Origin of the sequence: Type-D symbiont of Plautia stali (assembly GCF_001485335.1) — a bacterium.
Classification (GTDB): domain Bacteria; phylum Pseudomonadota; class Gammaproteobacteria; order Enterobacterales; family Enterobacteriaceae; genus Pantoea; species Pantoea vagans_C.
Genome location: NZ_BBOC01000016.1, coordinates 25,979 through 50,845, shown reverse-complemented (window position 1 = coordinate 50,845; position 24,867 = coordinate 25,979). Strand labels below are relative to the sequence as shown.

At 52.1% G+C, this 24,867-nt stretch carries 28 protein-coding genes; 11 read left to right on the top strand and 17 right to left on the bottom strand.

Annotation, left to right across the window (positions count from 1 at the left end; all coding sequences use genetic code 11):
* Positions 1-176: 176 nt before the first annotated feature.
* Together PSSD_RS07420 and PSSD_RS07415 are read right to left on the bottom strand one after the other, a co-directional pair.
* On the bottom strand, positions 177-1,673 hold the full coding sequence (locus PSSD_RS07420) for an aldehyde dehydrogenase (RefSeq protein WP_058970282.1): 1,497 nt from the start codon (positions 1,671-1,673) through the stop codon (positions 177-179).
* A gap of 9 nt (positions 1,674-1,682) precedes the next feature.
* A complete protein-coding gene (locus PSSD_RS07415) occupies positions 1,683-2,585 on the bottom strand; it encodes a dihydrodipicolinate synthase family protein (RefSeq protein ID WP_201023806.1) in 903 nt (300 codons plus the stop codon).
* Between the two features lie 382 nt (positions 2,586-2,967).
* On the opposite strand from PSSD_RS07415, the gene yddG reads away from it, so the two are divergent.
* Together yddG and PSSD_RS07405 are read left to right on the top strand one after the other, a co-directional pair.
* On the top strand, positions 2,968-3,882 hold the full coding sequence (yddG, locus tag PSSD_RS07410) for an aromatic amino acid DMT transporter YddG (RefSeq protein WP_058970280.1): 915 nt from the start codon (positions 2,968-2,970) through the stop codon (positions 3,880-3,882).
* Between the two features lie 286 nt (positions 3,883-4,168).
* Positions 4,169-5,545 (top strand): MFS transporter, encoded by a 1,377-nt coding sequence (locus PSSD_RS07405; RefSeq protein ID WP_058970278.1) that lies wholly within the window; start codon positions 4,169-4,171, stop codon positions 5,543-5,545.
* Positions 5,546-5,566: 21 nt separating this feature from the next.
* On the opposite strand, the gene PSSD_RS07400 is transcribed toward PSSD_RS07405, so the two are convergent.
* Complete coding sequence (locus tag PSSD_RS07400; protein WP_235589199.1) at positions 5,567-6,598, bottom strand: GlxA family transcriptional regulator; 1,032 nt, start codon at positions 6,596-6,598, stop codon at positions 5,567-5,569.
* A gap of 1 nt (position 6,599) precedes the next feature.
* Positions 6,600-6,944: a MarR family winged helix-turn-helix transcriptional regulator gene (locus PSSD_RS07395; protein ID WP_235589198.1), complete on the bottom strand. Its 345-nt coding sequence runs from the start codon at positions 6,942-6,944 to the stop codon at positions 6,600-6,602.
* Positions 6,945-7,196: 252 nt separating this feature from the next.
* On the opposite strand from PSSD_RS07395, the gene PSSD_RS07390 reads away from it, so the two are divergent.
* Entirely contained in the window at positions 7,197-8,657 is a 1,461-nt protein-coding gene (locus PSSD_RS07390; protein ID WP_058970275.1) for a UbiD family decarboxylase, read from the top strand.
* Positions 8,658-8,665: 8 nt separating this feature from the next.
* Here PSSD_RS07390 and PSSD_RS07385 read toward each other — a convergent pair whose 3' ends face one another.
* A complete protein-coding gene (locus PSSD_RS07385; RefSeq protein ID WP_058970273.1) occupies positions 8,666-9,634 on the bottom strand; it encodes a GlxA family transcriptional regulator in 969 nt (322 codons plus the stop codon).
* A 113-nt stretch (positions 9,635-9,747) separates the two neighbouring features.
* On the opposite strand from PSSD_RS07385, the gene PSSD_RS07380 reads away from it, so the two are divergent.
* Complete coding sequence (locus PSSD_RS07380; RefSeq protein ID WP_058970271.1) at positions 9,748-10,389, top strand: HD domain-containing protein; 642 nt, start codon at positions 9,748-9,750, stop codon at positions 10,387-10,389.
* 432 nt (positions 10,390-10,821) lie between these two features.
* Positions 10,822-11,283 carry a YlaC family protein gene (locus PSSD_RS07375; RefSeq protein ID WP_058970269.1) on the top strand — a complete coding sequence of 154 codons (462 nt, stop codon included), beginning with the start codon at positions 10,822-10,824 and terminating at the stop codon, positions 11,281-11,283.
* Positions 11,284-11,297: 14 nt separating this feature from the next.
* Here the strand turns inward: PSSD_RS07375 and PSSD_RS07370 are convergent, their stop codons facing one another.
* The 4 genes from PSSD_RS07370 to PSSD_RS07355 all read right to left on the bottom strand — a co-directional run bounded on the left by PSSD_RS07370 (position 11,298) and on the right by PSSD_RS07355 (position 15,354).
* Positions 11,298-12,182 carry a LysR substrate-binding domain-containing protein gene (locus PSSD_RS07370; protein WP_058970267.1) on the bottom strand — a complete coding sequence of 295 codons (885 nt, stop codon included), beginning with the start codon at positions 12,180-12,182 and terminating at the stop codon, positions 11,298-11,300.
* 56 nt (positions 12,183-12,238) lie between these two features.
* Positions 12,239-13,402: an MFS transporter gene (locus tag PSSD_RS07365; RefSeq protein WP_058970266.1), complete on the bottom strand. Its 1,164-nt coding sequence runs from the start codon at positions 13,400-13,402 to the stop codon at positions 12,239-12,241.
* Between the two features lie 124 nt (positions 13,403-13,526).
* On the bottom strand, positions 13,527-14,723 hold the full coding sequence (locus PSSD_RS07360) for an FAD-dependent oxidoreductase (RefSeq protein ID WP_058970264.1): 1,197 nt from the start codon (positions 14,721-14,723) through the stop codon (positions 13,527-13,529).
* 124 nt (positions 14,724-14,847) lie between these two features.
* The gene (locus PSSD_RS07355; RefSeq protein ID WP_058970261.1) at positions 14,848-15,354 is read right to left on the bottom strand and encodes a GNAT family N-acetyltransferase; all 507 of its coding nucleotides are present in this window, start codon (positions 15,352-15,354) and stop codon (positions 14,848-14,850) included.
* A 55-nt stretch (positions 15,355-15,409) separates the two neighbouring features.
* Here PSSD_RS07355 and PSSD_RS07350 point away from each other — a divergent pair, with 55 nt between their 5' ends.
* Positions 15,410-15,991, top strand: a complete 582-nt coding sequence (locus PSSD_RS07350) for a helix-turn-helix domain-containing protein (RefSeq protein WP_058970259.1) — start codon at positions 15,410-15,412, stop codon at positions 15,989-15,991.
* 3 nt (positions 15,992-15,994) lie between these two features.
* Here PSSD_RS07350 and PSSD_RS07345 read toward each other — a convergent pair whose 3' ends face one another.
* A complete protein-coding gene (locus tag PSSD_RS07345; RefSeq protein WP_058970326.1) occupies positions 15,995-16,933 on the bottom strand; it encodes an AraC family transcriptional regulator in 939 nt (312 codons plus the stop codon).
* Positions 16,934-17,041: 108 nt separating this feature from the next.
* Between PSSD_RS07345 and PSSD_RS07340 the strand changes: the two genes are divergently transcribed.
* The gene (locus PSSD_RS07340; RefSeq protein WP_058970258.1) at positions 17,042-17,878 is read left to right on the top strand and encodes an oxidoreductase; all 837 of its coding nucleotides are present in this window, start codon (positions 17,042-17,044) and stop codon (positions 17,876-17,878) included.
* A 213-nt stretch (positions 17,879-18,091) separates the two neighbouring features.
* Positions 18,092-18,343: a regulatory protein YcgZ gene (gene ycgZ / locus PSSD_RS07335; RefSeq protein ID WP_058970256.1), complete on the top strand. Its 252-nt coding sequence runs from the start codon at positions 18,092-18,094 to the stop codon at positions 18,341-18,343.
* A 442-nt stretch (positions 18,344-18,785) separates the two neighbouring features.
* On the opposite strand, the gene PSSD_RS07325 is transcribed toward ycgZ, so the two are convergent.
* The 3 genes from PSSD_RS07325 to PSSD_RS07315 all read right to left on the bottom strand — a co-directional run bounded on the left by PSSD_RS07325 (position 18,786) and on the right by PSSD_RS07315 (position 20,555).
* Complete coding sequence (locus tag PSSD_RS07325; RefSeq protein WP_058970253.1) at positions 18,786-19,073, bottom strand: chorismate mutase; 288 nt, start codon at positions 19,071-19,073, stop codon at positions 18,786-18,788.
* A 23-nt stretch (positions 19,074-19,096) separates the two neighbouring features.
* A complete protein-coding gene (locus PSSD_RS07320; RefSeq protein ID WP_058970250.1) occupies positions 19,097-19,729 on the bottom strand; it encodes a LysE family translocator in 633 nt (210 codons plus the stop codon).
* A 79-nt stretch (positions 19,730-19,808) separates the two neighbouring features.
* Positions 19,809-20,555 (bottom strand): AraC family transcriptional regulator, encoded by a 747-nt coding sequence (locus PSSD_RS07315; protein ID WP_235589197.1) that lies wholly within the window; start codon positions 20,553-20,555, stop codon positions 19,809-19,811.
* 352 nt (positions 20,556-20,907) lie between these two features.
* On the opposite strand from PSSD_RS07315, the gene PSSD_RS07310 reads away from it, so the two are divergent.
* Complete coding sequence (locus PSSD_RS07310; protein ID WP_058970246.1) at positions 20,908-21,444, top strand: cysteine hydrolase family protein; 537 nt, start codon at positions 20,908-20,910, stop codon at positions 21,442-21,444.
* A 33-nt stretch (positions 21,445-21,477) separates the two neighbouring features.
* On the opposite strand, the gene PSSD_RS07305 is transcribed toward PSSD_RS07310, so the two are convergent.
* Both PSSD_RS07305 and PSSD_RS07300 read right to left on the bottom strand, forming a co-directional pair.
* The gene (locus PSSD_RS07305; RefSeq protein WP_039332331.1) at positions 21,478-21,828 is read right to left on the bottom strand and encodes a DUF3147 family protein; all 351 of its coding nucleotides are present in this window, start codon (positions 21,826-21,828) and stop codon (positions 21,478-21,480) included.
* 11 nt (positions 21,829-21,839) lie between these two features.
* Positions 21,840-22,115: a metal/formaldehyde-sensitive transcriptional repressor gene (locus tag PSSD_RS07300; protein ID WP_039332333.1), complete on the bottom strand. Its 276-nt coding sequence runs from the start codon at positions 22,113-22,115 to the stop codon at positions 21,840-21,842.
* 114 nt (positions 22,116-22,229) lie between these two features.
* On the opposite strand from PSSD_RS07300, the gene PSSD_RS07295 reads away from it, so the two are divergent.
* Both PSSD_RS07295 and PSSD_RS07290 read left to right on the top strand, forming a co-directional pair.
* A complete protein-coding gene (locus PSSD_RS07295) occupies positions 22,230-23,105 on the top strand; it encodes a nickel/cobalt efflux protein RcnA (RefSeq protein ID WP_058970244.1) in 876 nt (291 codons plus the stop codon).
* A gap of 13 nt (positions 23,106-23,118) precedes the next feature.
* Positions 23,119-23,295 carry a DUF1289 domain-containing protein gene (locus PSSD_RS07290; protein WP_039332337.1) on the top strand — a complete coding sequence of 59 codons (177 nt, stop codon included), beginning with the start codon at positions 23,119-23,121 and terminating at the stop codon, positions 23,293-23,295.
* Positions 23,296-23,345: 50 nt separating this feature from the next.
* Here the strand turns inward: PSSD_RS07290 and PSSD_RS07285 are convergent, their stop codons facing one another.
* On the bottom strand, positions 23,346-24,209 hold the full coding sequence (locus tag PSSD_RS07285; protein WP_058970242.1) for a substrate-binding domain-containing protein: 864 nt from the start codon (positions 24,207-24,209) through the stop codon (positions 23,346-23,348).
* A gap of 117 nt (positions 24,210-24,326) precedes the next feature.
* Positions 24,327-24,866 (bottom strand): LysE family translocator, encoded by a 540-nt coding sequence (locus tag PSSD_RS07280; RefSeq protein ID WP_235589196.1) that lies wholly within the window; start codon positions 24,864-24,866, stop codon positions 24,327-24,329.
* Position 24,867 lies beyond the last annotated feature (1 nt).

The following is a 24,867-nucleotide window of genomic DNA, read 5'->3' as shown; positions in this document are numbered from 1 at the left end:
CTGTGATGAATAAACACACTCAACTCCTGCTTAACCTACAGAAAAAAGTGTGTATACAGCAAAAATAATCACAGCATATTGATCGCATTCTTACGCGCATCACACATCCAGGTCATGAAGGATAACAATGCGTTACCAGGCAGAATGCCTGCCATCTCTGGCAGGCGGATAAGAAATTATTCGGCAGGAACATCGATCCAGATGGTTTTTAACTCGGTGTACTGGTCAAGCGCAAATACGGATTTATCACGCCCGCCAAAACCAGACTGCTTATACCCGCCGAACGGCGTGGTGGCATCCCCTTCACCAAAGCAGTTAACCGTTATCGTACCCGCGCGCACAGCACGAGACACGCGAATCGCGCGACTTAACTTACCGGTATAGACCGAGGCAGCGAGGCCGTAATCTGTATCGTTGGCTAATGCGATAGCTTCCGCTTCCGTTTTGAAGGTGGTGACACACAGCAGGGGACCAAAAATCTCTTCGCGGAAAAGTGCGCTTTTCGGCGTAACACCATCAACAATGGTCGGCTGCACGTAAATACCGCGATCGGTAAATCCGCCCTGAATAACGCGTAATCCTTCTTTACGTGCGGTTTTCAGGTAATCACTAACCTTGCAGAAATGCTCGGTGGTGATCATCGTGCCAAGGCGATTTTCAGGGTCGAGTGGATTGCCCATACGCCATGCAACCAACTGCTCGGCCATCAATGCCAACAGCTTGTCTTTGACATTTTCATGCACCAGCAGACGCGATGTCGCAGAACAGTTCTCACCCATATTCCAGAATGCGCCGCTTAACACATTGGCCGCTACACTCGCCAGCTCCTCAGCATCTTCAAACACCAGCGCCGGGTTTTTACCCCCACACTCCAGCACAATCTTTTTCAGATTGGACTCCGCCGAATAGCGCAGGAACCGGCGTCCGGTGGCAGTCGAACCGGTGAAACTCACCATATCAATATCAGGATGTAAGCCCATCGGCTCACCCACGTCTTTGCCCGTGCCGGTAACGATATTCAGCACGCCGGCAGGAATGCCCGCTTCGTACGCCAACTCGGCCACGCGCAGCGCCGTCAGTGAGGTCTGTTCTGCTGGCTTCACCACCACGGAACACCCTGCGGCCAGGGCCGGACCGATTTTCCATGCCAGCATCAACAGCGGGAAGTTCCACGGCAACACGCATCCGACCACACCAATAGGTTCACGCACAATCATCGCCATTGCCGCGCTACCCACCGGGGCCGTTTGGTCGTAAAGTTTGTCGATAGCTTCCGCATGCCAGCGGATAACATGGATAGTCTCCGGCACATCTACGGCCAGGCATTCGCTGACCGGTTTACCGCTATCAAGACTCTCCATTACCGCCAGCTGCGTGACTTCCTTTTCCAGTAAATCCGCTAACTTCAGCAAGACCGCTTTTCGCTCGCCAGGGTGCAGTTGGCTCCAGCTTCCTGCTTCAAATGCGCGCCGCGCGCCCTGCACCGCCACATTGACGTCATCACGGTTACAGGCGGCAATGTCTGCCAGCACCTCACCGGTTGCTGGGTTAGTGGTTTCCAGCGTGTGGCCGGATTGAGACGCGGTGAAACGCCCGTCAATGAAGGCCTGATGGGGAAAGCGCAACTCGCGCGCGATGTTGACAACATCGCTAAGCGTTTGGACCTGTTTCATGCGCACTCCTTACAGCACGGCAAACGCGGCGACATTACGTTTCACATCGGCGATCACCGCCTGCAACTGCGCTTGCTCTTCCTCACTCAATGCCTGCAGAGGAGCACGCACTGGACCCGCTTTCAGCCCCGACAACTCAACACCGTGCTTGATAGACTGCACAAATTTGCCCCCGTCCAGGAAGTTCATCAGCGGCATCATGGCGGCCATGATCTTGCGACCTTTATCGAAATCCTTCTCCACCACGCAGGCGTTATAGAGCGCAACATGTTCACGCGGGATGAAGTTAGAACCGGCGCATACCCAGCTGCGTGCGCCCCAGGCAAAGAACTCCAGCGCCTGGTCATCCCAGCCACACGACAGCGCAATGTTAGGGAACTGACAGGCCAGCAGGTGCAGATTATTGAAATCACCGGAGCTCTCTTTAATCGCCACGACGTTTTTCGAGCGGCTGACTTCGCGGAAGTAGGTTTCACCCATGGTAATACCCATACGCCCCGGATAGTTGTAGAGCATGATCGGCAACTGCGCGGCCTTATCCACGCTCAGCGCATGGTGCGCATTTTCCATTTCGGTTGGCAAGGCATAAGGAGGAGAGGTCACCAGAATGGCATCGGCCTGATGGTCACGGGCATGAGTGGCAAACACGATGGCGTCTTCTGTTCGTATAGCACCGGTGCCCACAATCAGTGGCAGGCGGTTGCCGATCACTTTGCGTGCGTGCTCAACCAGTGAAAGACGCTCTTCTGCGCTTTGTGCATAATACTCACCGGTAGAACCACCAATGATAATGCCGTGCACCCGCGCTTCAATCAGTGACTCCAGTACGTTGGCAAACGCAGCGAAATCAATGCTGCCATCTGCAGCGTAAGGGGTAATCGCGGGGGTGTAGATACCTTCAAATGTCATCATCAGACTCTCCAGGGTGAAATCAGGACCATGTGCAACGCCGTGAGGTTGCGTTTGTTAAAAATTTGCACAAGGCGCGCAGTGAGGTCAATTGGTGAGACTTTTTTGTATACTTAAAAAATACAAAGGAAATACGATTTGATGGGAGATTCCTACAGGATCGGATTATTTACATCATTACTTTCATATGCTTATGTATTTTTTATTGACGTAATAATTTTCTAAACGATTTAAGAGAGCGATCACATTCCCTGACTATTGCCCTTTTTAACGTCTTTACACTGTGCATCAGGCGGCATAGTTTGATGCTGGTTTTAACCTGAATTTAACAGGTCTGTGTTCCCCCCCTGAGGGTGGACAGTAAATCCAAACGAGGTAGTGGGTTATGCCCCAGAAAAAAGCGACGCTCATTGGTTTGATTGCCATCCTGTTATGGAGTGCAATTGTTGGCCTGATTAAAAGTGTCAGTGAAGGTTTTGGCCCGGTTGCAGGCGCAGCATTGATTTACAGTTGCAGTGCGCTGTTGCTGTTATTTACCGTGGGCTTCCCGGATCTTCGTAAGTTTCCACGCAGCTATTTGTACATCGGTAGCGCGTTATTTGTCTGTTATGAACTGTGCCTCTCGCTGTCACTGGGTTTTACCCATAACGGTCGTCAGGCGATTGAAGTCGGGATGGTAAATTATTTATGGCCAAGTATGACGATTGTGCTGGCGGTGATCGTTAACAGGCAAAAAGTCAGCCCTTTAATTATCCCCGGCGTTATTTTGGCCGTAGCGGGTATCTGTCGTGTTTTGGGCGGCGACCAGGGGTTCTCATTCGCTGAAATCACCCGTAACGTGATGGATAATCCTTTAAGCTACGGACTGGCGTTCAGTGGTGCGATAATTTGGGCAATTTATTGTGTGGTGACAAAAAAAATTGCCAACGGAAGTAATGGCATCACGCTGTTCTTTATTTTAACGGCATTAACGCTGTGGATTAAATTCCTGATGTCACCGCAACCGCCGTTGGTTTTATCACTACAGGTTTGGGTCTGCCTGGCACTGGCCGCCATGGCAATGGGATTTGGCTATGCCGCATGGAACGTGGGCATACTGCACGGTAACGTGACTCTGCTGGCGGCAGCGTCTTACTTTATCCCGATTATTTCCTCCGTTTTAGCGGCTTTTATCCTGAGTTCACACCTGACGATGTCGTTTTGGCAAGGTACCGCGATGGTGAGCCTCGGCTCGCTGGTATGCTGGTGGTCCACCCGCCTGGTTGAGAGCAAACATTTAAGCCGTAACGTTTCCGAATAAATAAAAGGGAGGAACATCACCTCCCATAATAAAAACAACGAATAGCAGCCAATTTATCTATCCGACTACCCTACACCGGAGGAAACTGCTTATGACGCATTTCACTTAGCGCCTTAAAGCGTAATACATCACGATCTTATTATCTGTTCTGGATAACGTTTTAACGATCGCCACAGGTTTATATTCATTTTAGCGCGCTGATGAAACCAGGCTCGCGTTGCCTTCGTGCCTGATTCAGGTGCACGGCAAATTGACTTGTCAGCGCCATAAAAGACAGGAGTAATAAATGTCCAATAACATTTCTGTTGAAGATGTTCCCCTGAGCCGTTTCCATCGTTTATTAACGGTGCGTTCTGGCGGCGGCTCTTTTGTGGATGGTTATGTGCTGAGCATCATTGGCATTGCCATGACAAAAGTTTCTCCGGCTTTGGGTCTTAACTCTTTTTGGGAAGGTTTAATTGCCGCATCCGCTTTGATTGGTATTTTCTTTGGCGGTTTTATTGGCGGTGCACTGACCGATCGTCTGGGCCGCAAAATGCTCTACTTCGTGGGCCCTACGCTGTTTATTGTTTGTTCGCTGGCGCAACTGTGGGTGGAAAGCGGAGAAGTGTTGTTTGCACTGCGTTTCCTGAATGGCGTGGCTGTCGGGATTGAGTATCCGGTGGCGACTGCCTTTTTGGTTGAGTTTATGCCAAGGAAATCACGTGGACCTTGTCTCGCCACACTGACGATTCTGTGGTTTGCCGGTGCAGCAACTGCATACCTGGTGGGTGAAGCCATCCTCAATTTCGGCGGTGCAGACGCCTGGCGCTATACGTTGGCGAGCACCGCGGTGATTGGCACACTGCTGTTTTTGGTGCGCCTGGGTACGCCCGAATCCCCACGCTGGTTGATCAGTAAAGGGCGCGACCAGGAAGCGGAAGCGATTATCCGCCGCGTTTACGGTGCCGACTTTAGTCTGAAGAATTTGCCCGAGCAGGCGGAAAATAACCAGCTGTCATTTGGGCATTTACTGCACTCAGGCTATGGCAAACGTATGGCTTTTGTGACCATCTTCTGGACCTGTTCAGTGATTCCGGTGTTTGCGGTGTATGCCTTTGCCCCGAAGGTGCTGGAAGCCCTCCATCTCAGCGGTGACTGGGCATCTTATGGCTCCATCGCGATTACGCTGCTGTTTGTGGTTGGCTGTATCATTGCCACCCGTCTGGTGAATACGCTGGGACGACGTAAATTGTTGCTACACAGCTTCCTGTGGTCAGGGCTCGCACTGCTGCTGTTAGGTGCTCTACGCGATGGGCCATCGATGATCATTCTGCTGATGTTTGGCGCATACGCGCTGTTTATTGGCGGTGCTCAGGTATTGCAGTTGGTCTATCCCAACGAGATTTTCCCCACCGAGATACGTGCGGGAGCGGTGGGGGTTGGCACGTCGATGTCGCGCATTGGTGCCGCTGTGGGGACGTATCTGGTTCCGGTATCACTGCAGACGATTGGTATCGGCCACACCATGTATATCGCCGCAGGTATCACGTTCTTTGGCTTACTCGTCTCCTGGTTCCTTGCCCCTGAAACAGCGGCGCAGAACCTCAACGATGCGGCGTCGCTGGATGAAAACACCGGACACCAACCCGCTGCACGCACCTTGTCGAAACACGCCCGCTAAGCGAGAGGGGGCCAGAGCCCCCTACTCTTTAACCAATCGTTCAACCTCACGCCGACGTTTGCGAAATGAACTCGGCGTTTCGCCATAATTCTTGCGGAACCAGGCGATAAGATGCGAGGCATCGGCAAAACCGGTTGCGGCGGCAATCGCATTAATGCTGTTACTGGAGTCTGCCATCAGTTTACGCGCCCGCTCAAGCCGCATTCTTCGCCAGTACACCGCTGCTGAATAGCCAGTACATTGAGTAAAAATCAAATTGAGCTGGCGGAAAGTGACGCCAGCGAACTCCGCCACGTCTGCCAGCGGGATCGGTGAATCAAGGTGGTGCTTCATAAATTCAATTACCTTATTCACCTGATCATTTTCGTATACGTCCGGCTCGTGCAGAGATCGCTTCTGCTGCGTTTTTTTAACCGGCGCTGCGGGCTCCTCGACCAGTAAGTACTTGAGCACTTTTTGCGAGCGCACCACGCCACAATGCTGGCGAATGAGGTCGGCGGCCAGATCAATTGCCGTCCCGCCGGGACAAGAGATAATGCCGCCGTCTTTGATATAGGTTTTATCGATGACCGGAATCGCCTGCGGGAAACGCAGACGGAATTCATTACGGGTAGTGAAATGAATCGCACAATGACGCCCATCCAACAATCCCGCGTTACCCGCAACAAACGCGCCACTGCATAGTGTGATGATCGGGATATTGCGTGCGTGCAAAGCCCGCAGCGCTTCCAGAAGCCACTGTGGTGACTGACGCGTCTCCTCCAGCAAGCCGCCTGCTACCACGAAATAATCCCATTGTTTAGCGAAATCGAGATCGGCAGTGGGTGAAACCGGCAAGCCACAGCTGGCCGTTACCGGTTGGTTATCGCAGGTCATCCACTCCCAGCGGCAGAAGATCTGGCGACTGCTGAAAGATTCATCCGCCGCAAAGCGCAGTGATTCCACCAGCCCGGCTACCGAGGCCAATGTGAAGCTTTTCATCAGCAAGAAGCCGATGGTGAGATCTGGTTGCGGATCGCTGGTGCGGTCAGCATCTTTTGTTTGCGGCATCATTTTAGGGTTCCTGCAATCCACCCAGTTTGCTCAGTAAGCGTTTTAAATCCGTAATATCCTGGCTATTCAGATTGGCGATAATCATTTGTTCGGCGGCTTTTGCTTGCTCGATCATCTGCTTGAGCATGGCTTCCCCTTGCGTGGTCATCGACACCAGCTTACGCCGGCGATTACCGGCGTCAGTTTCCACCTGAAGCAACCCACTTTTGGTCATACGATCGATGAGGTAAGTCCCCGTCGCTTTATCAAAACCCGCACGGTTACCCAGCGTTTGCTGATCGCAGACATGGTCTTCTGCCAGCACCACCAAAATCGCGTATTGCACGGCTGAGAGCCCAGTATCCACGCATTGTGACCAACAAAATGTTGAGTACTGCCCTGCACGTCGTACCAAGTGCATTAACGAACAATCACCTTGAGGCCACAAGGGGGCAGCAATAATTAAGTCGGGATTTTGTGACATGGGTACGCTTGACTCCTTAAAATGCCAAATATATAGTTCGAGCACAAACAGTTCGACAACGAACTATATCACTGATGGTGTTGGGCGTTAACCCATATCGCGTGATCATATTAGTATTGAAACAGGGAGAGAGGGATGGCCTGGTATAAAGATTTGCGTGGTTTTATCGCGGCGCTTGATGAGATGGGCGACATTATGCACGTTCACCGTGAAGTGGATGGTGATTTCGAACCCAGTGCCATCACCCGCCGAAGCTATGAAATCCAGTCTCCTGCCCCGTTGTTCCATCGCGTAACGGGCGTGGCAGCCGGTTTTCGCCTGTTTGGCGCACCAGCCGCATTATCCTCTCGTCGTGAGATGCCTTATGCACGCGTCGCCATGTCGTTGGGTTTAGCGCCTGAATCCAGCGGTCCTGACATTATCGAAGCCCTGTCAGCCGCTCGCTGTAAACCGGGTATTCCTCCGGTGCGCGTAGCATCCGCTCAGGCAGAGTGTCAGCAAAATATTTTGCGTGGTGAAGCCGCGAATCTTGACCGCTTCCCTATTCCCTTTGCGCATGACAAAGATGGCGGCCGCTATGCCAATACCTGGGGTACGCTGATTGTCAAAACGCCAGATGGCAAGTGGGTCAACTGGTCGATTGCACGAGTAATGAAAGTCGACGGTAAACGCATGGTGGGGTTAATCGTACCCAGCCAGCATATTGGTCAAATCTGGACACAATGGGTGGCGCGTGGCGAGCCGATGCCTTATGCGTTAGTACAAGGCCCGGCACCCGCCATTTCCTGTGTTTCTGGCATCCCTATTCCCGCTCATGCCGATGAAGCGGACTACATTGGCACACTGGCAGGCGAACCGATCCCGGTGGTAAAAGCCATCAGTCTCGATCTTGATGTGCCAGCCAGCGCTGAAATCATCATTGAGGGTCACGTATCGATTGAACGAGACTGTCAGGAAGGCCCTTACGGAGAATATGGCGGCTATCTCGGAGAAGGCTCGTCAGCGCAACCTACCTTCCATGTTGAAACCATTACACATCGCGACGATCCCATCTGGCCAATGTCGATCACCGGACGTCCGAGCGATGAATCACATACGCTGTGGGCCATGGGTCTGGCCGCCGATGCACTCACTCACCTGCGCGAAGCCGGACTGCCAGTGACTACGGCCTGGATTCCAGAGGACTCTACCGTCCACTGGTTGCTGGTGGTGATGCCTGAAGACTGGCGCGAACGCTTGCCGGGCATGGGCAGTCAGGCATTAGCCCAACGTATTGGCGATGTGTTGTTCAAAACCGATGCGATGGTATTTATCCCGAAAGTGTACGTTGTGGATGATGATTTTGATCCGACCAATTTGCGTGAAGTGGTATGGGCATTATCGACGAGAGTGCATCCCGTTGGCCGCCGTGCCGTGTTTAACGATCAGCGCGTGATTCGCTTGCCCCAGTGTTATGACGAAGCAGAATATGTCGCAGGCACGGGCGCTAAAGTGGTGTTTGATACTTTACAGGCTCAACGTCATTTGCATGCATCCTTTCCGCAGGGTTATCCCGAAGCGGTGCGTCAACGTGTATTGGATAACTGGCCAGAATAGCCTGCTATCTAGGGTGTTCTTTGCCTGTCAGAGAACATCTTACGGTACACCGACGGTGTCATTCCCGTGACTTTCACAAACGCACGGCGCAGCACATCAGCGCTGTGATAACCACAAGCGGCTGGAATGGCCTTCAGGGGCATTGTCCCCCCTTCCAGCAATGCGCGCGCCTGCTCAATGCGCGCATTCTCCAGCCAGTTTCCTGCTTGCACATCCATCTGCTGTCGAAATAAGCGAGCGAGGTGGCGCGTGCTGATTCGCATATGATCGGCAAGATCCTCTAACCCGCTAATGCTGGGCAAATTCGCCAGCGCCCAGCGTTGCATCTCCTGAAAAGCACTGCGTCCTGTCAGGGCCACCTGCGGCTTGCGGACAAAATGGGCCTGCGTGACAGGACGCTGGAAGAACATCACCAGGTTGGCAGCGATATCCTGTGCCACTTCGCGCCCCAGGTCCTCTTCCACCAGACGCAGTGCCATATCCAGCCCTGCCGTCACACCAGCCGCCGTGCGCAGGGGGCCATCTGCAACATAAAGTGCATCACCCTCCACTTGCGCATCGGGAATTTGAGCGGCTAAGCGCTCAGCGCATGCCCAATGCGTGGTGACTTTTTTGCCCTGTAATAACCCTGTCTGGGCCAGCAACAACGCACCGGTACAGACCGAGCCATAACGCTGGCTCCCGTTGCAAAGCTGGTAGATGCGTTCAACCTGTGATGCGCTTAGCAACATGTCACTGGCAGTTGGCGCACCGGCAATAAGAAAGGTATGCGGTTGATGGACGTCAGTCAGCATCACGTCGGCCATTAAGCGCACCCCTGATGAACACTGAACGTGCGTATGCTCCAGAGACATCACGCGCAAGGTATAAACAGGGCGATTCAGCAATCGATTGGCTTCAGCAAACACATCTAACGGCCCAGAAACGTCGAGAAGCTGTGCGCCCGGTACTGCCAGTATGGTGAGATGATGATTCATGCGTTATCCCGTCTGATTAGGTCGCAATGTCCTGTATGGTCGTATTAAGTCGATTAACGACATTATGCGCAAGGTTTATGCTGGCTGCAACTTCACTGAGCGGAGAGCACACCATGCAATTTTCCATTAACGGCATCACCATCCCAGATAGTCCAATGACCCGTGACGCAACCACGTTCGTTCGCGATACCGAATCCGATCTGCTGTTTCATCACTCCAGCCGGGTTTACTACTGGGGCGCGCTGGCGGGCCGTCGGTTAGATCTGAAGGTGGATGCTGAGTTGCTATATGTCGGCTGCATGTTCCACGATATCGGGCTGACACATGAGCACTGCAGTTGTGACAAGCGTTTTGAGGTGGACGGGGCGAACGCCGCACGCGATTTCCTGCAGCAATACGGCGTGGAACAGGCGGATATCGACAAAGTCTGGACCGCCATTGCGTTGCACACCACACCGGGCATCCCACAATTTATGGCACCGGAAATTGCACTGGTCACCGCAGGGGTAGAAATGGATGTGTTGGGCATCAACTACCAGCAATTCAGTGATGCGGAGCGAGAGGCCGTGGTTCAGCAGCATCCGCGTCCGCCACAATTTAAAGAAGAGATCATTCAGGCGTTTTACGAGGGGATCAAACACAAACCCGATACCACTTTTGGTAACGTGAAAGCCGACGTCATCGCGGATAAACAGCCGCAATTCACACCGCTTAATTTTTGTAGCGTGATTCGTCAGTCGCGTTGGGTGGGCTGATGTGACGGGGCGATATGCTTCTTAGCAGGCTAATTGATAAGCACTCGCTTAGTCGCACTGAGTGCTACCATGACATCAATGGCACGCCCGCAGGGAAAATCGCCCTTTCCAGCCGCTTCGCTGTGCATTTGTAAACAGTGGAATAACATTCCCGTCACAAATATAACGTTTATCAAATCAGCAAAATTAAATCATCGATCATTTTCTGTACGGACGGCGCTACGTTGCTAATATAGTGACGCAACACACAGCACTGCGTTGCCTACGAGAATTTTTTCCTTGGTTTAATTACCCCGCCCGCTTAGCGGGCTTCTTTTTGCCTGGCAGACAGGTCAATGTCAAACCGATCGCCTTCTCCCTGCCCAACATCACCCTGGTTATCTGGTAAACTCTCGCGAGCTGTGCCGATAAGGAAACCACTGAGGTGAATAAATGCGTAATCAACTGGATGATGTTTTACAAACTGAGCTGGACAGAATCAACGTAGAAGAGCAGCGTAATGACCGCCCCTACTTTGATATCTCGTTTATCAAAAATTATCCTGGTTTGTTCGGTCTGATGTGGATTCTGTTTATCCTGACCATGGCCCTGCTGATGTATTCCGACTCTTTCGGCACTATTGAGTATGTTGTCTGCATCCTGATTTTTGCCGTGTGTAATTTCTTCTTTTTCTTTCACGTTAATCCGTCCTACAAAGCCCGAGACATCGATAAAGGTGCGTGGAAAAACTGCTACACCGGTGACTGGTACATGGAAGTGCACGTGCGCGAGGCGTTTATCGATACGCTGATGGCCAGTAATGTGCTGACAGAGAGTGAGAAGAAGCGACTCCAAGAGATGCGGATCAAAAAAGGCTACCTGTACTTCGCCGATATTTATCGTCTGCGGCATTAAGTCATCGCAACGCGTTAAATCCGCCAGCGTTCCAGACCAAAATCAATGATCGCCTTTAATTTCGCACTGGCAAAACGATCCTGGCGGTAAATCATGTTCACGGCACGATTTGGGATGGTGAATTCCGTAAGCAAGGGCACTAAAGCACCGCTGGCGAAGTCTTGCTGCAGCAGCACTTCCGGCTGCATTATCACGCCCGCACCGGCTAACGCCGCTTGCCGCAGCGCTTCGCCCTGATTGATACTGATGCAATCATCAACCCGCACACTGACCTTTTCATCCCCGCGCTGAAAATGCCAATGGCGCTGCGACTGTTTTAATCTGAAGCCCAGACAGTGATGCTCGGCCAACGCTTCCGGCCGCGACGGTACTCCCTTCCTGGCCAGATAAGCAGGCGCAGCCGCAATTACCATCCGGTAGCGGCCTAAGGGACGGGCGACCAGAGACAAATCTTGTAGGGTTCCGATGCGTATCGCAACCTCGACTTCATCGGCTTGCAAATCCATCACCGAATCGGTGAGAAAAAGATCCACTTCAACGCCAGGATGCTGTTGGCGGAACATGCCCAGCGTCGGCGCGATCACCCGTGCGCCAAAAGTGGCCGGTGCAGAGAGGCGTAATAATCCCTTCGCCTCCACATGCAATTGATTGATCACCTGTCGGGTTTCGCCGATTAAGCCTAAAACCTGCTGACAGTGCTGATAGAACAGTTTGCCGGCCTCGGTCAGGCCAATATGGCGCGTGGTGCGATGCAAAAATTTAGCCCCAAACTGCTGCTCCAGCGCTTTGATATGCATACCCACCATTTGCGGCGTCACATCAGATTTCACGGATGCCGCCGTCATACTGCCCTGATCCACCACCTCAATGAAAACGGCCATACTTTTCAGTAAGTCCATCTGTGCTTTCCTTCCCTGTAATAAGGCATTGATCTTTGGATCAATGCCTCGTTAAGTCAATGTGCATTATGCGCGCTTTTTGCCACCACTCCGGCACGCGCAAAATAGGCAAACAACAGCCCCACGGTAGTTACTGCGGCCGCCACCAGCGGAAGTTGAGCGACCTGAACCCCTTGCTCCAGCACGTACCCGCCTAACCATGCACCTCCCGCGTTGCCAAGATTAAATGCCGCGATATTAAATGAAGAACCTAATACTGGGGCAGCCAGGGTGGCATGCATTGCCTGAACCTGCAGCGGTGTAATCGCAGAGAACATCGCCGCACCAAAAAGGAACACCAACATCGCCGTGACCACTTTGAAACCCGCAAACAGACCCAACGCAACCAGCACGGCCAACAAAATCACTGATGTCACCAGAATGCCCAGCCGCAGGCTGAAGTCGGTAAGACGGCCACCTAAAGGATTACCCAACACCATCCCGATACCGAATACCAGCAGCAGCCAGGAAACCGCACTCTCCGGGAAGCCCGTCACCTGAGTCAGCAGTGGGCCAATGTATGTCAGCGCAGTGAAAATACCGCCAAATCCCAGAATGGTGATCAGCAATGCCTTCAGTGCCTGCGGTTGCAGCAATACTTTAAATTCAGTACTTAAATGTTGTGGCTTCTCGCTTTTGATATCCGGGACTAACACAACAATCGCCAGCGCGCCAAACACACCGATGGCTGAACAGGCCATGAAAGTACTGCGCCAGCCAAAATGGTCGCCGATCAAAGTACCAAGCGGTGTACCAAATACATTCGCTAACGTCGCCCCGAGAAACATGGCAGCGATGGCACTGGCTTGCTTATCTTTAGGCACTAATTGTGTGGCGACGACGGCTCCTAAACCAAAGAAGGAGGCGTGCGCCAACGCCGCAATCACGCGGGCCAGCAGCAGGTATTGATAGCTGGTCGCGACCGCACAAGCAAAATTTCCTGCGACGTAGAGCAACATCAACATGACCAGCGCATTTTTACGCTTAAAACGCACCATAAAAGGCGTCAGCAACGGGGCGCCAATCACCACCCCTAATGCGTATGCTGTGACCAGCATGCCCGCCGATGCCACGCTAATCGACATGTCATGACTGATGTTAAGCAGCATGCCAACAATGACAAACTCTGAGGTACAAATGGCAAAGGCGCCAACCGCAAGGGCGAGTAAGGCAACAGGCATAATCACATCCTATTTATCGGACTCGCAGACAACCCGATGCTGTCTGCTGCAGTGAATGCATTGTTGCTATTCAGGGCTTACCAATAAATGGAAAGGGATTTACTGGATTAGAAAGTAAAATTTTCTAATTAAGATGCTTCGGCCGCTCTGTACGAAACCCTAAGCCAATTAAACGGCCAAACAAGTGGCGTAAGAAAGGGAAGCGACTGATGAGCTGCGGCACTTTGCTGGGTGTGCTGCGCTTTCGTTTATTACTGCTCATTTTGATTTGCAGAAACTGGGTCGCCACCGTGGGAAACTGTCGCCGCCGCTGGACCTTCTGTAGATCACGTAAAGTAAGTCTGTTGTCTTTCAATGGTTGGGTGAGGACGTTGGCAGCCGCCACCGCGTCCTGAATCGCCAGATTCACCCCCACGCCACCGATTGGTGACATCGCATGGGCGGCATCTCCAATACACAACACACCGGGCTTCGACCATTGCTCAAGCCGATCTATACGAATCGAAAGCAGCTTGAGTTTATCCCAGCTATCCAGTTGTGCCATTCGCTCCTCACTGAAAGGTGCAACCTCAGCCATGGTGTGCTTCAGCACGTCCAGGTCAGCGTGTTTCAACTCATCAAACTGTCCTTTTTGAATGGTAAAACCGCACTGCCAGTAATCACCACGATCGATGACGATGAAATTTTGCTTGGGGCCTTTATGGCCCATGCCCCATTGAGGATCTCCAGTTTGTTTATCCAGGCGGAACCACAACACATCCCGTGACGAGCCAAAGCTTTTGCTTTGTAGCCCCGCTTTAGCACGCACCTGGGAATTACGGCCATCTGCACCAATCACCAGCGGAGTTTGAATGACTAGCTGTTCGTTACCCTGTAACGTTTTAACGCCCACCAGCGCACCATTCTCATAGACCAGGTCAGCAAATGCGGTGGATTGCAGCAGAGTAAAGCCAGGAAAAGCAGCCGCTTTGCGGGCGAGGAAATTCAGGAAATCCCACTGCGGCATAAAAGCGATAAAACGGCTCTCTACCGGCAAACGAGAGAAATCAGCCATGGTGATTTCTTGCCCCGCCACTTCAGCCTGCAACTTTTCAGCCCGCTGATGAGGCAACGCCAGTAATTCATCAAGCAAGCCGAGTTGGCGCATAATTTCAAGCGTTGAAGGATGGATAGTATCGCCGCGAAAATCGCGCAGGAAGTCGGGATGTTTTTCAATCACGACAACTTGTAGACCAGCTCGCGCCAGGAGATATCCCAGCATTAATCCTGCGGGACCACCGCCAACGATACAGCAGTCAGCGGTGAGTTTTGTTGATGGCATCCTGACCTCAGCACAAGGCAATTGATGATAATTGTTATCATTTATATAGCATTGTGGCGCAGAAAATGAGGAGATAAATGCCCCGCTAAAAGTGCGTTAACTGTTAACGTCTACCTTAAGCGCATCAAGGCTGATGACGCTTATCCAACTGGAGCTGCAAAAACGTCAGGTCGAGCCAGCGTCCAAACTTGCACCCCACCTGGTTTAACCTGCCGCCATCGCTGAACCCTAACTTCTTATGCAGTGCGATTGAGGCGTGATTCTCTGACTCGATGCCGGCAATCATCATATGTTTATCCTGTTCGCGCGCCCGTTCGATTAAAGCGAGCATCAGTTGGCACCCGATTCCTTTGCCACGCCCCTCTTTATGCACATACAGCGAATGTTCGACGGTATGACGATAGCCATCCCAAGGTCGCCAATCACCGTAGGAGGCGTAGCCGATCACCTGCTGCTCCTCGAGGGCAACCAGCACCGGAAATCCTGCCCTCTGCCGGGACACTAACCACTGGATACGATTAGCCGTATCCACCGTATTATCATTCCAGATCGCAGTGGTGTGGAGCACCGCGTCGTTGTAGATCTCAGCAATGATTGCTGCATCACTCTCTTGTGCTTCACGTATTTGCATGATGCCCTCCCCGTCACTATAGTGGATGTTTCGTTTACTATCGTAGTTATCCATTATGTTAGATGAATTGCCCATCAAAGAAGATGACATCAATGCACGCATTGGTCAGAACATAAAAATTGAACGTGAGAAACGTGGCTGGTCATTAACCGACTTGGCCGAGCAATCTGGTGTCTCGCGCGCCATGATCCACAAAATTGAACGTGGCGAAAGCAGTCCCACCGCCACCTCATTGGCGCGTTTGGCGGGTTCGTTCACTATGAGTATGTCGCAGCTTATCGCTCTCACTGAAGTTCAACCCGGCACTTTGCTGCGCCATGCACAACAGCCTGTCTGGCAGGACCCGGAAACCGGTTACATTCGCCGCCATGTTTCGCCGGGTGACATTCCGCTGGATGTGGTTAGCGTTGAACTCCCGCCGCATACTGACGTGCCAATGCCTGCCATCTCCTACCTGTCTCGTCGCCAGTTAATCTGGGTGCTGGAGGGTACGTTACGCTTTCAGGAGGGCGATAACCTGTTTGAAATGCAGCCAGGAGATTGCCTTGAGTTAGGTGATCCGGCGGATTGTGTGTTTAGCAATGCCACCGATATCATGTGCCGCTATGCGGTGATGGTGTTGAAGACAGCCGCGTGAATTTCAATGCGAGGAAACAAACGCGGAAGCCTGCTGCGCAGGTGGCACCGCGAAATTGCGCTGCATGCGTTTGATCTCCTCTGCTGGCGGCAATCCAAACAGGCGTTTAAATTCACGGTTGAATTGCGAGGCGCTCTCGTAGCCCACGGCATGACTCGCGGCGGCTGCCGTCATCTCCTGACGCACCATCAACATGCGCGCCTGATGCAGTCGCACCGATTTCACATACTGCATCGGCGATTGCTGGGTGATGATTTTGAAATGCGCACTGAACGTCGGCACGCTCATGCCTGCCTCATCCGCTAACTGTGTCAAATTCAGCGTCTGCGCATAACAGGCGTGAATATGGCGGAGCGCCTTGCCCACTTTGCCGAATTGTCCTTGCAGGGTCAGCGCAGCGCGCAATGTTTGTCCCTGCGCCCCTGTCAACACACGATAATAGAGTTCACGCACCAGTGATGGGCCAAGTATTGCGGCATCCAGCGGATGGTTGAGTACGGTTAAAAATCGTAAAACAGCATCACGTAGCGTTTCATCCATCGGACTGGACACCATGCTCTGTGCCGCCTTCACCGCAAGCGGAAGGTGTTGCTGCTCCAGTTCCAGTAACAATGCCGTCGCCAAACTAAAATCCAAATGCATGTAAATCGCCAGCAACGGATGTTCCGCTGTAGCAGCGGTCTCCATGGTGAAAGGCACCGGCACAGAAACCGCCAGGTAGTGCTGCTCATCATAGACATACACTTGATCGCCAAAATAACCGCGCTTACTGCCCTGGCAAACAATCACGATGCCGGGATCGTAGAGTACCGGAGTACGCGCCAGCGGACGATCTGAGCGTAAAATGCGCACATCCGGCAACGCCGTCAAATTGTATCCCTCTTGCGGGGCTAACGTTTTCAGTAGTTGAACCGTGCGTAGCTGCATATCTGAATGAAACATCACATTCTCGCAATCATAAGAATAGGCAATAAAAGCAGAAGATACGGCCTTATAACGCACTCTTCCAGAGAATAATATGCATTCTTCATTCACATAGTGAGAATCGTAATGTCAACCTCTAAAACACTTTTGATTACTGGCGTCAGTAGCGGATTTGGCCGCGCCCTGGCGCAAGAAGCGTTAGCAAAAGGCTATCGTGTGATAGGAACGGTGCGAAATGCCCAGGCGAAAACGGCATTTGAACAGTTACATCCTCAACATGCTGTGGCATTTGAACTGGATGTCACCCATTTCAGCGCCATTGATGATCTTGTAGCGGATATTGAAGGGCACCATGGGCCGATTGATGTGCTGGTGAACAACGCCGGATACGGTCATGAAGGGGTAATGGAGGAGTCTTCTCTGGCGGAAATGCGTCGTCAGTTTGATGTTAACGTCTTTGGCGCCGTGGCCATAATCAAAGCCGTACTGCCTTATATGCGGCAACGTCGCCGCGGACATATTCTCAACATCACCTCGATGGGCGGATTTATTACCATGCCGGGTATCAGTTACTACTGCGGCAGTAAGTTTGCGCTGGAAGGTATTTCAGAAACGCTGAGCAAGGAACTGGCTGCATTTAATATTCATGTGACCGCTGTGGCACCCGGCTCATTCCGCACCGATTGGGCGGGACGCTCGATGGTGCGAAGTGCGCGCAGTATCACCGATTATGATGCGCTGTTTGACCCCATTCGCCAGGCGCGTGAAGAGAAGAGCGGCAAGCAACTTGGCGATCCGCAGAAGGCCGCACGCGCGATGCTGGCGGTGATCGAGAGCGACAACCCACCCGCTCACCTGCTGCTGGGCAGTGATGCACTGAAACTGGTAAGAGAAAAACTGACGGCGTTTAGCACGGAGATTGATGCGTGGGAATCACTGACACGTTCTACGGATGGCTATTAAACGATAGCCCCTCTTATTGAGGGGCATAATGATTTTGAAACTTCGCTGCCGTAATTAACGCCTCGCCTATTACTTAAGCATCCGTAATTAATCAATTAGCACTTTTTGCAAAAACAGCCTCGCTGATGTTCCTTCATATTCTTGTACAAACTGATTAAGCTTGTATAATTTTCGCGAGCATTTTGCTCACTAGTTAGCCTGGAGGAAGGAACCATGCGTCAGGACAAAAACCTTTTATCCACCTCAGATGCCATCGCGCGTTATTTTAATGAAGCAACCTTTCCCTCTCAGCAAGAAACCCTCGGACACATTGTGGTGGAAATATTACGTTCCGGCCGCACGCTCAGCCGCAAAACGCTCTGTACCAAACTGATTTGCCGTCTGGAACAGGCCAATGACACTGAAGAAGCGTTGCACTATCAACAACTCATCGGGTTGATGTTTATTGCTAACCGGGAATCCTGAGAACAGGCGCACGACTCTGCTAACGGACAAAGTGGCTTCCGCCTCATCAGATCTTTCGCTTTAGACTGAACCCACTTTGTTATCTGTCGCGGATTTGTTGCGATAACCATAACCAGAGAACATTTATGCATAGAAGTGATGAGGAACGACTGGCCGATATCCTGATGGGCGATGCAGTTCTACAGCTATTGAGGAATGTAGTGCCAGTGTCCAATGATACTCTGCTCGAGAAACTAAGAATCATGGCCGCGCAGGAGTCTGACCCCGCGAGGCTGAAAGCGTTGCGTCTCGCTATGGCAGAAGTCATGAATAATCAGCAGATAACCTCTAGAAATAGCGTAGCGCTAAAGGACGCGGATAACGTCACGCATATTTTCCGTAATCGTAGTCACACGGGCAAAGACACACAGCATTAATGATGGGGCCAGTTGGCCCCATTTTCTTATGCTTGCAAATCGCGGTGCTGCTGCAGTTCATACTCAATAAACGCCGCAATCATGGCGCGGTATACCTGCTCAATAATATCCCCTGGAAGTCCCTGCTCTACGGCTTGCTTTCTGACTTTATCGACAACTTGCTGAACCCGATCTGGCGCTCTGACTGCATCGCTGTCTTTCTTAAATGCCGCAGCGGCTTTGACGCAAGATCCGCGGCGAGCTATCAACGCCACCAGCTGTGAATCAAGCCGGTCGATTTCGTGACGAACTGCTTCGATTGAATCAAATTCCATGAAAAATACTCCTTAAATGTTCATTATCGCGAAGTGACTAACAACTTGATGCTCAGGCCAACAAAACTCAGGCCAACAAAACTCAGGGCAAACAACCGTCTTATCCAGTGCATGACTTGCGGTTGTTCGAGCACCTTTCTTCGCATCATTGCCGCAAATGCACCGTAAAACATGAAGGTAAGTAGTGTCAGCACCATGAAAATCGTGCTCAACAGCAGCATATCCCTTGCAGGCGTGACACTGTCTGTCGCGATAAATTGCGGTAAAAATGCCAGAAAGAACAGCGGCAGTTTAGGGTTAAACAAGTTGATAAACACCGCATGTTGGATAATGCGCAGCGGGGGTCGCGAGACGGGTTCATCGTCGGTACGCAAAGTGCCCCGATCACGCCAAGTCACCCAGGCCATGTAAAGCAAGTAAATAACTTCAAGCCATTTCAACAAGTTGAAGGCGTAGACGCTGGTATGAAAAACCACAGCCAACCCCAGTAACGCGGCTAAAAGATGCGGCACGATACCGAGCGTACAGCCGAGCGCCGTTATCATACTCGTGCGCGCCCCTTGCGTGAGTCCACTGGCGATAGTTAACAGGGCGCCGGGGCCTGGCGACACCACCACGATCAGCGATGTGGCCATGAAGTCAAAACTCAGTTGCATCTGACTTACCTCAGTCGAAAGTGTCAGCTGAGTATCATTGCCAGGATTTAACGCGTCTTGAACAAAATTGCAGGAGTGTTCACGCCAGAATCGCTTTTTGGTAGCGCGCTGGCGTCACGCCCATTTGACGTACAAATGCGCGCGTCAGATGGCTTTGATCGGAGAATCCGCTAAGTATGGCCGTATCAGCAAGGCTATTGCCTTTCGCCAGCCATCGTCTCGCGTGGCGTACCCGCAGTTGCAGTAAATAAGCGTGTGGCGTGGTCCCCACTTCTCGGGCAAAGCTGCGCAATAACTGGAAACGGCTGAGATCACCCAATGCTGCCAATTCTGTCAGACTGGTTTGCAGCGTGGGTGAGTCATCCAGATACTGTTTTACGCGCTGGATTGAGGGAGTGATATCAGGTCGGTAAGGCGGGGTAAGTGAATGGTTACCGCTGAGATGCATCATGCACTGCAACAACGCCTCTTCCATTAAACCTTGCTCAATTCCCGGCTCAGTCATTGAGGAGAAGAGCTTTAGCAACATAGCGCTCAACTGTTTATCTTGCACACAGGGGCGCAACACCGCGTCTCCCCTCTGCTTTTCCATCCTCAATTCCTGCCATAAAACTTCAGGTTCCAGATAGATCATCTGCCAGCTGCGTGGGCCATCAAGTGGCATTCCATCGTGGATCTCTCCGGGATTAACAACGATCACGTCACCTGGACCTGCCTCAATCTGCCCCAGTAAGCTCCAGGAACGTTGCGCACCTTGTGAAATGACACCAATGCTATAATGATCGTGAGAATGACGCGGGAAAGCATGTCCGCTATGAATTGCCATAGCTTCTGTACCCGCCATTGGACTGCGCAAAAGATGGGTTAAATGAATGGGCTTTACCAAATCCGTCATCCCGCAGATAAGTGATGGCTTCCACTCTAGCGGCTTTTTATCCCGATGGGCAAAACACAGATGGATTTTGTACCGGACTGTGATAACGTCGAACTTCATCTGTTATTTTAAGCGAGCCTGAAATGTCTCAGTTTATTACGTTGACCACAGTGACCATCACCACCGCATTTGGCGGCGGTGCGTGTGTATCTGTAACGAAAACGTAAGCTTACAGGTTCCCTCGCCCTGTCAGACAATGGACGGGGATCGTCTCCGTTCATCACCCAGTGAAAGGAGACACACCATGACATCCCCAAGTAAAAAAGCGCTATTGATCATTGATATGCAGCACGGTCTGTTTTTTGCGTCAGAGCAGCCGTATGCCGCAGAGGCAACGCTGGATAACATCAATTTATTGATTACTCACGCCCGGGAAATGGACGCCGGAATCTTTGCTGCACGCCATACAGGACCTGAGGGTTCACCTCTTGCGGAAAGCAGCCCGTTGACGCAACTCATCCCGCAGCTGGCAATCGACCCAGCGCAGGATGGCGTGTTTATGAAGCGCTATCCCAACTGTTTTCGTGGCACCACGCTGTTAGCATCATTGCAATTAGCGGGAATCGAAGAGTTGGTGATTTGCGGGATGAAAACCGAATATTGCGTGGATACCACTTGCCGCGCAGCAACAGACTTGGGGTTTCGGGTGGTTTTTATCGGTGATGCGCATACCACTACGGATAACGGGCAGTTCAGTGCGCAACAGATTATTGCCCATCATAACCAAACGTTGTCAGGTCCCTTTGTGCAACTGGTGACGGCTGCTGAATATCAGTTTTGACGGATGCGCGGCGACTGCCGCGCGCTACTCTGGTCACATCAGCGCAATACCAAAGCGTTTCAGCAACGTGGCCCAAAGTAAAAATAACAGAATGGTCAGTAAGCAACTCGCCACCAGCGTTGGCCAAAATCCCCAACGTTGATAGAGAAAAGGAAATGCCACAAACATCGGCAAGGTAGGCACCACATACCAGAAGGTGTACCACGCGTGGCTGGCAATTTTGGCCTGGCTCTGCCCCTCCAGCTTCATCCAGATCAGCACTAAGACCGTGACTAAAGGCAGTGCCGCAATCAATCCGCCCAAGCGGTCACTGCGTTTAGCCACTTCCGAAATCAGCACAACCATCCCCGCCGTTATAGCGTACTTTGCGATCAACCACAGCATGCAACGCGCCCCTATTTTAAGTACGAGCGAATGACGCTGACGATCTCTTCCAGGTCCTGACTGCGCTCAGCTTCCGTCGCCGATTCATTCATCAAATGCTCTTTAATGTGCCCTTCCAGCAGTTCGGCCATCAGCCCGTTCACCGCACCTCGCACCGCAGCAACCTGCTGCAATACCTTCAGGCACTCCTCACCGGACTCCAGTGCCGTCTCTAGCGAAGCCGCCTGCCCTTTAATGCGACGCACGCGCGTAAGCAGGCTTTTCTGATGCTTCAGTGTATGGCCCATTGTCAGCTCCTGTTGATCTGAATGTATACTGGGGTATAGTATATTTTCTTTGCTTTTTTGATTTTACGGCACGCCAATGCCGCTTTCAACTTATCACGACACGAGATGATGACTATGAATGATTTCGCGGCACTGTTGAATCAGGGCACGTCCAGTGCGCTCCTGTTTATCCCCAGCGCCATCCTGCTGGGTGCCTTGCACGGCCTGGAACCGGGCCACTCGAAGACCATGATGGCGGCTTTTATCGTGGCGATTCGCGGCAGCGTGCGCCAGGCGGTGATGCTCGGGTTGGCGGCAACGCTATCCCATACTGCCGTGGTGTGGTTGATTGCGATGGGCGGGATGTATCTCAGTCGTCAGTTTACCGCTGAAGCGGCCGAACCCTGGCTACAGTTGGTGTCGGGCATCATTATTTTGATCACGGCGGCCTGGATGGGCTGGCGTACATGGTCAGAGGCGCATGCGTGGCATCACGATCACCATCACGGCCATCACCATGAGCACCATCACCATCACGACTCGCCACATCACCACCACCATCATCATCACGAGCACGCGGATGACCTTCCTCGCGTCTCTCTTCCCCATTTTGGGGCTGAAAGTCAGGTTTTCCAGGATGCACATGAACGCGCTCATGCAGAAGATATTCGCCGCCGCTTCAATGGCCGTGAAGTCAGTAACCTGCAAATTTTGCTGTTTGGCCTGACTGGCGGGTTAATCCCCTGTCCTGCGGCGATCACCGTGCTGCTCCTGTGTCTGCAGGTCAAACAATTCAGCCTCGGGGCAGCGCTGGTGGTGTGTTTCAGCATTGGTCTGGCATTAACGCTGGTGACAGTGGGTGCCGGTGCTGCGCTCAGTGTTCGCCATGCGACCCGTCGCTGGAAAGGGTTTGCCGATATTGCGCGCCGTGCGCCTTACTTCTCCAGCGCCCTGATCGCCGTTGTGGGCATCTATATGATGCTACACGGCTTAAGCGGCCTCACCCGTTAAGGAAAAAGTCACTATGTCGGTAAAATCGCCCTGCATTGATATCTGTATTTTTGAGGGTAAAAGTGGTTGGTGCCGTGCCTGTGGCCGCACCCGCAAAGAGGCGCAAGAGTGGCGCAAAATGTCACCCTATCATCGCAAGGCGATTGAACGGGCGCTAAAAGACCGCGTGGCAGCATTAGAAATCAAATAGATTAGGTGATCGGGGTGCTGAATTTTTAGCACCCCATTATCTTCAGCGAATTAATGGCGAATTGCGCAGCCACACTGCGACATCTCGCCTGGTACATATTTTCCGTGATGGGAATGACGCACCTGCAGTTCACCCTGTTGCCAGGCATCAGTTTCGTCAGTTTTGTTTTCCAACAGGCGATTCAGCGCCTCGGTGACCAACAAATCACGTCGTTGCGCCCAGCTGGTAAGGTGCCAGGTTGATGCGCGCGCTTCATCCACATCATCAAACCCCACCACCGCCACATGCGAGCCTTGGCCAAAATCACGCACGGCTTGAAGTGCACCAAAGGCCAACACATCGCTCTCACAGAACAACGCGTTGATACGCTCTGCTGCGCGGGTTTTCTTCAGATAGGCCATCATCGCCTGATATGCCTGTTCGCGGTCGTTCGCACCGGCGGACAGCTCTACGGTCAGCGCTTTCTGCTCTGCCTCTAAACTTGAGACGAATCCAGCCATTTGTTGCACCGGGACATCATTTTCCTGGCTATGCATAAAGCCAAAACGCTGATGCCCCTGCGATAGCAGCAATAATCCCATCTCGGCACCGGCATCAAATCCCTCGGCGATCACCGTGTTCGCACGACTATCACGGCTTTGGCTTAAATGCACCGTTGGAACCTCTGGCAGTGCATCCGCCACGGCACTCAGTTCATCGTCAAACAGTGATGTCAGAAACACCAGCCCCGCCAATGGCAAAGCAGCAGCATTGCGCAGCGTGCTTTGATAACTTTCACGGGAATCCACATTCAGCAGTAGCGTAAGGTATCCGCGAGCATTTATTTGACGAGTGACTTCATTCAACATTCTTACGGTATTGGGATTGGTGAATTCATCGCTGACAATACCGATGATGTTGGGATTAACTGCCATGGCCGAACTCTCCTGCAACTAGCGTGCGGTTATGATTATGTAGGTGACGAAAGTGATTCCACGTTACCCGAATAATCCGTTATCGCCAATCATCAGACTTGTTGTCCGTTATGATTTTTAACGCCGTGTCATGGCAAGGCGAACCCCCAGGCCAATAAAAGTCATTCCCACGATGCGGTCGAGCACTCTTTGCAATGTGATGTTGCGTGATACCGCACTGGCCGCGCCCCCCGCCAGCAGAGCGAAACAGACGTCAGTCAACAAACCAATCACGGCGTATGTCAAACCCAACACGAGAAACGAACTGGCATGGTGTGCACCATCGACCACCACAAATTGCGGGAAGAACGAAATGAAAAACAGCAATACTTTTGGATTCGTGATGGAGGTTATAAAGCCGCGCAATAACAAACTGCGCGTATTGGTGCGAGGAACCTCAATCTTATCATTGCTATTTTGTGGGCGGGAAATAAAGGTTTCCCACAGCATTTTACTGCCTAAATAAATGAGATAGGCGGCACCGATATATTTAATCACGGTAAATAACAGGGGGGAGGCCGTGATTAATGCCGTGAGGCCGACTGCACTGGCCAGTGCATGGGTGCAACTGCCTAAAGCCACCCCACTTGCCGATATCACACCACTTTTTTCGTCCATT